Origin of the sequence: Roseomonas sp. 18066, assembly GCF_902706185.1 — a bacterium.
In the GTDB taxonomy this organism is placed as follows: domain Bacteria; phylum Pseudomonadota; class Alphaproteobacteria; order Acetobacterales; family Acetobacteraceae; genus Pseudoroseomonas.
Map to the genome: position 1 here is coordinate 51,056 of NZ_CACSJM010000017.1, position 6,000 is coordinate 57,055.

The following is a 6,000-nucleotide window of genomic DNA, read 5'->3' on the forward strand; positions in this document are numbered from 1 at the left end:
GCGACAGCTACACCCCTAGCGCGAGACCCCCTGAGGTCCTTGTAGCGCCTCCTGAGGCGACCGCGGCTGCGGAACAGATCCCCCCTTCGAGCTGTGCTGATGGGGGCCGTTTGGAGGGATCTGGCGTGGGTCCCGAGCACACGCCATCCGGGCCGCTTCAGGCAGGCAAGGTTGGTCGGCCAAACGACGACCCCGCGGGGCCAAGGCGGCCCTGAGCAGCCTTTGAGCGCCCTGTGCGGGCTAACCTGACAGACAGACACCGGCGGCCAGCCTTTACGTTTCCAAACGGTGGTTTGACGAAACGTAAAGGCCACCAGCCGCTAACCGGAGGGGGCGTTTCAAACCCAAACGTCCGTTTGACGGTCTGAAACACCCCAGGCGCGGCTCTGCCAATATCCGCCACTAGGCCGACGCAGTGACTTCTGGTCTGTCGATTAAACAGCGTCGTATCGCCGACCGCGCGCACCGGCGCCATTCGCCAGCACACTCTGGTTGGCAAAGTGGGGATTTACCGCCGCCGCCCCTACTGCTCCACAGGCTGCGCGCTGTGCCTCGTCGAAACCTCGCCCCGCGCCGTCTCAGTCTCCGGCCACACGCGGTACCAGATGGCGTAGAGCGCGGGCAGGAAGATCAAAATCAGGACCGTGCCCACCGCCGTGCCGCCGATCAGCGTGTATGCCATGGAGCCCCAGAACACGGAGTGCGTCAGCGGGATGAAGGCGAGCACCGCCGCCAGCGCTGTAAGGATCACGGGACGCGCTCGCTGTACCGTCGCTTCAACGATGGCACGGTAGGGCGAAAGTCCCGCAGCCTCGTTGTCGTGGATCTGCCCGATCAGGATCAGGGTGTTGCGCATTAGGATGCCCGCCAGCCCGATCAGTCCGAGGATTGCGTTGAAGCCGAAGGGCTGCCCGAACAGCAGCAGCATTGGCACAGCCCCGACCAGGCCGAGCGGCGCCGTTAGCATCACCATGGCGGTCGCCGAGAAGGAGCGGACCTGCAGCATGATGACTAGCAGCATCAGTACGATCATGATCGGGAAGACTGCGGCCAGCGCCGTGTTCGCCTTGGTGGATTCCTCGATGTTAGCTGCCGTCTCGATCCGGTAGTCCGACGGCAGGGAAGCCCGCAGTGGGGCCAGCGCCTCGATAAGCTGACGGGACACGTCCGGCGGCTGCATCCCGTCCTCGATGTCGCCGCGCACCGTGATTGTCGGCACCCGGTCCCGCCGCCACTGCAGCGGCGTTTCCATGCGCACCTCTATTCGGCCGATCTGTTCCAGCGGGATGATGCCGCCGCTGCGGGAGGTGAGCGTCAGGTCTCCGAGCCGCGCTGGGTCAAGGCGCGTTTGGCCAGCACTACGGGCGACGACGTCCACGGTGCGGATGTCCTCGCGCATGCGCGTTACCGTGACGCCGGACAGCAAGAACTGCAGTTGCTGCGCCGCCTCGGCCGGGGAAAGGCCAATCAGCCGCAGCCGGTCTTGGTCGAGCACGAAGTGAGCGGTTGGGCTGCGGGTGCCCCAATCCTGGTCGACCCGCCGCATATGCGGGTTATCGCGCATGACCGCTTGCGCTCGGTAAGCGATGCCAAGCAGCACGGCTGGATCTGGCCCCATGACGCGGAAGGCGACCGGGAATGGCGAGTAAGGCCCGAAAACAAGTTGGGTGACGCGCAAGTCGGCTTCGAGCGCCAAGCCTGCGACGATGCGCTCGCGCAGCCGACCCTTGAGCGCCTCGCGAGCCTCCGGCGAGGGCGTGAGGATCACGATCTTGGCAAAGGCGGGATCCGGCAGTTCGGGCGACATGGAGAAGAAGAAGCGCGGCGCACCCTGCCCGAGATAGCTGGTCACAATGCGGGCCTCTGGCTGCTCCTTTAGCCAGGCTTCCACCTTGGCCACGGCGCCCCCGGTGACACCGATACTAGTGCCCTCGGGCAGGCGGACCTCGACCATCACCTCCGGCCTGTCGGATTGCGGGAAGAACTGCTGCTTAACAACGCCCATACCCGCCCCAGCCATGCCGAGGGACAGGACCACCAGCCCGGATACCAGGAACTTGTTTCGCACGGCCCAGGCGATCAGCGCGCGCAGCATGCGGTAGCCGCGCGTGTCGTAGAGGGCCGCATGCCCGCCTACCACGGGCTTGACCTTCGGCAATAGCACCACGCCCAGATAGGGTGTGAAGGTCACTGCCACGATCCAGGAAGCCATTAGAGCAAAGCCGACGATCCAAAAGATGTTGCCCGCGTACTCACCTGCCGATGAGCGGGCGAAGCCTACGGGCATCAGGCCGATGACGGTGACCACCGTGCCGGACAGCATGGGCGCGGCGGTGTGGCTCCAGGCAAAGGCCGCGGCGCTGATGCGGTCCATGCCCTCCTCCATCTTCACCACCATGATCTCGATAGCGATGATGGCATCGTCGACCAGCAGGCCGAGCGACAGGATCAGCGCGCCGAGGGTGATGCGGTCGAAGACCCTGCCGGTGGCCATCATGATCAGGAAGACCAGCGCCAGGGTAAGCGGTACGGCGGCGGCGACGATAATGCCCGCGCGCCAGCCCAGGCTGAGCAGGCTAACCAGCAGCACCACGCCGAGCGCCATGAAGAACTTCAACATGAACTCGCTAACGGCGCCGTCGATGTTGACGGCCTGGTCGCTGACCTTGCTGAGCGTCAGGCCGAGCGGCAGTCCCTCCTGAATAGCCGCCACCTCGCGCTCCAGCGCGGCGCCGAGTTCGAGTCCGTTCCAGCCTTCCTGCATGACGACGCCGAGAGCCATGGCGGGCTCGCCGTTGTGGCGGATCAGGAAGGTTGCCGGGTCTTCGTAGCCCCGGCGAACCTCGGCAACGTCAGACAGGTGCAAGTTGCGGCCGCCGACCACGATTGGCGTGGCGGCGATAGTTTCAGCATCGTCATAGGCGCCGTCCAGCCGCAGCTGCACCTGTTGCCCCCGGGTCTCCACCGAACCGGCGGGGGTCATGGCGTTCTGCCGCTCCAGCGCCGTAAAGATGTCCTGGGCGCTGATGCCGAGCGTCGCAAGGCGCGGATTGGAGAACTCGACGAAGATGCGCTCCGGCCGCTCGCCTAGAATATCGACCTTTTTTACCCCGGGCACATGAAGCAGGCGCTGCCGGATGGCCTCGGCCTGTCGGGTCAGCAGGCGTGGCGGCATGCCAGGCGCCTTAAGGGTGTAGAGGCCGAAAGTCGTGTCGGAGTACTCGTCGTTAACGAAGGGGCCGACAGCGCCGGGCGGCAGGCGACGTGCCTCATCGCCCAGCTTCTTGCGCGCCTGATAGAACTGCTCCTGCACTACTTCGGGCGGCGTATTGTCCTTCAGGGTTAGCGTCATGAAGGCGAAGCCGGGGCGCGTCATGGTCTCAACCCGGTCGTACCAGCGTAGTTCCTGCAGCCGCTTCTCCAGCGGCTCGGCGACGAGGTCCTGCATCTCCTGCGCCGTGGCACCCGGCCATGCCGCTTGCACCGTCAGTACCTTGATGGTGAATGCCGGGTCTTCCGCGCGGCCGAGCTTGAAGAAGGCGAAGGCACCTACGAGACCAATCATCAGGATCAGGAACAGTGTCACCGACCGCTCACGCACCGCCAGTGCCGAGAGGTTCAGGCTCATCGAGCGGCCTCCCTGGTATCCACCCGCACCGCCTGGCCGTCCCGCAGCAGGTGGGCGCCCAGCGCCGCGACGCGCTCGCCCGGCCGGACGCCGTCCACCACCATCTGCTCGGCACCGACCTGACGCACCTGGACCGGGCGGAAGTGCACGGTTGATCCTTCCGCGTTCAGCACCCAAACGCCGGTGGCACGCCCGTCGTCGCGGATCGCGCTTAGAGGAATGGCAGCTCCACCATTCGATGTGACGGAAGAGATCCTCAGTGTGACCGTGCTGCCCAGAGGAGCCTGTGCCGCTGCGCCCTCAAGGACGTAGCGCGCTTCGTAGGTGCGGCTTGCGGGATCGGCTGCGTCGGAGAGCTGGCGCAGCCGCGCCGGAACAGACGCCGCGCTCCCGGATTGGCCGTAGACCGTCGCCTCCGCTTCGGACCCGAGCGCGGGACGGAAACCCTCCGGCAGGTTCACCACAGCTTCTCGGGGCCCTGCCTGGGCCTGGCGGACGACGGCCTGGCCTGCCGCCACCACAGCACCAGGTTCGGCCAGCACCTGCGTCACGACGCCGTCGGCATCAGCCCGCAGTGTGGCGTAGTCAGACCCGTTGGCGGCGACCTCTGCTTCCGCCTCTGCCGCCGCGAGCGTGGCGCGGGCGGTGTCCAAGGTGGCACGCGTCGTCTCGTACTTCTGGCGGGACGCCCACCCTTGGGCGAGCAATTGCCGGTAGCGCCCCTCGTCAGCCTCGGCCTGAACCAGCGTTGCACGCGCGCTGGCGACAGCGTTGCGCCGCGCGAGCAGCGCAAGGGTCAGGTCCTTATCGTCGAGCCGCGCTAGGGTATCCCCGCGCCGGACGGCCTGGCCGACGTCGACGAGCCGTGCGGTCACCTTACCCGCCACGCGGAAGGCCAGGTCGCTTTGGATCCTGGCGCCAAGGATCCCAGTGAAGGAACGGTCGGTGCTCTGCACTGGCAGCGCCATCGCCATCAGGACAAGCGGCGGCGACTTACGTGGGTCCTGCTGGCTCGCTTGGTTTGGGCCTTGAGCAGCGACGGCGTTGTGGGAGCGGCCGGTCACTGCGGCGGTTCCGGCGCCAACTGCTGTCGCGGCGGCTAACGTGCCGAGGATGGCCCAAAGGGCTTTCCGTTGCATACGGGTGATCCTGGAAAAACTCGTGAGTTTGGAGGAAAATGTTATTACGGAATATAGGTGCATATGCACTTTTAATGCGGATGTTGCTATGTGGCTGCCGCTCATGTCTTGGAGAGGCTTCCCAGGCCCCGCCACATCGCGGGGAACGACGCTGTCGGAACAGATGCCTTCACCGCCTCATTGGTCACGCGCCAGGATTCTAGTGCCTGGAGAAGCAAGTTCTGCCCCTGCGGGGTCAGGGAGACACGCTTCACACGGCTATCCCGAACGTCCTGTACCATCGATAGCAATTCCCGCCGCTGCAACACCGCGAGGTTCCTGGTCATCGTCGTGCGGTCAATGCCCAGTAGCGTTGCCAGCTCGTTGATGCTCGACGCTTCAGTGCCCCGAATTGCAGTCATCAGGCTAAACTGCCAATTGTTCAGGTCAAGGTGCCGGAAGGCATCATCGTAGCGACGTCCGACGGCGCGGCTGGCGCGCTGCACATGGAGGCAAATGCAGGACGCTTCCACCGCGCGGAGGAGCTGAGGGTCGAGGGACAGAAGGTGTGCCATCCCGTTATATGGATGCATATACACTATTTTTGCAAGCTTTTAGTGAGCCGATCACGAGCCAGAGGGGAAAGCTGCTCTTTATCCAATTTCTTAGAATTCTACCTGCTTGCTGCAAAATCGCTCGATTGGGTGAAGTCCGCAGTGGAGAGGTAATTCAAAACGTTCCGAGGTCATGCTAGGCTCAGGACCTATTAAATCTGATCTTGCGCTCTGATGGAGCTGTGATTCCATGGCAGCCGGAGGTGCTGCCATGGCTGACTTGTTCTGGCTGACGGAGGCGTAGGTCGAGCGGATCTCGCCTTTCTTTCCGCTGTCGCACGGCGTGCCGCGGGTCGACGACCAGCGTGTCGTCAGCGGGATCATCCACGTCATCCGCAACGGCCTGCGCTGGCGCGACGCGCCCGCCGAGTACGGTCCGCACAAGACGCTCTACAACCGCTTCATCCGCTGGAGCCGGATGGGCGTGTTTAACCGGATCTTCGCAGGCCTGGCGGGCCGCCGAGGCCAGCCCGATCGGCTGATGATCGACGCGACCCATCTCAAGGCCCACCACACGGCGGCCAGCCTCCTCAAAAAGGGGCTCTATCCCGATGTATCGGCCGGACGAAAGGCGGGCTGAACTCCAAGCTGCATGCCGTCTGCGACGGTCAGGGCCGTCCTGTCCTGCTGCTGCTCACCG

3 protein-coding genes and 1 pseudogene are annotated in these 6,000 nt (G+C 64.8%); 1 reads left to right on the top strand and 3 read right to left on the bottom strand.

Annotation, left to right across the window (positions count from 1 at the left end):
• Window positions 1-523: 523 nt before the first annotated feature.
• The 3 genes from GVN67_RS05685 to GVN67_RS05695 are packed head-to-tail and all read right to left on the bottom strand — an operon-like array spanning window position 524 to window position 5,339.
• Window positions 524-3,628, bottom strand: a complete 3,105-nt coding sequence (locus GVN67_RS05685) for an efflux RND transporter permease subunit (RefSeq protein ID WP_159993689.1) — start codon at window positions 3,626-3,628, stop codon at window positions 524-526.
• A complete protein-coding gene (locus GVN67_RS05690) occupies window positions 3,625-4,872 on the bottom strand; it encodes an efflux RND transporter periplasmic adaptor subunit (protein ID WP_235034969.1) in 1,248 nt (415 codons plus the stop codon). Before GVN67_RS05690 ends, GVN67_RS05685 begins: the two co-directional genes overlap by 4 nt.
• On the bottom strand, window positions 4,869-5,339 hold the full coding sequence (locus GVN67_RS05695; protein ID WP_159993691.1) for a MarR family winged helix-turn-helix transcriptional regulator: 471 nt from the start codon (window positions 5,337-5,339) through the stop codon (window positions 4,869-4,871). Before GVN67_RS05695 ends, GVN67_RS05690 begins: the two co-directional genes overlap by 4 nt.
• 274 nt (window positions 5,340-5,613) lie before the next feature.
• Between GVN67_RS05695 and GVN67_RS05700 the strand changes: the two are divergent.
• Window positions 5,614-6,000, top strand: a pseudogene (locus GVN67_RS05700) (IS5 family transposase); the annotation flags it as partial.

Excerpts from the sequence above, each read along its gene's own strand:
- GVN67_RS05690 (WP_235034969.1), bottom strand. The coding sequence starts at position 4,872 with ATGAGCGGCAGCCACATAGCAACATCCGCATTAAAAGTGCATATGCAC.
- GVN67_RS05685 (WP_159993689.1), bottom strand. The coding sequence starts at position 3,628 with ATGAGCCTGAACCTCTCGGCACTGGCGGTGCGTGAGCGGTCGGTGACA.
- GVN67_RS05695 (WP_159993691.1), bottom strand. The coding sequence starts at position 5,339 with ATGCATCCATATAACGGGATGGCACACCTTCTGTCCCTCGACCCTCAG.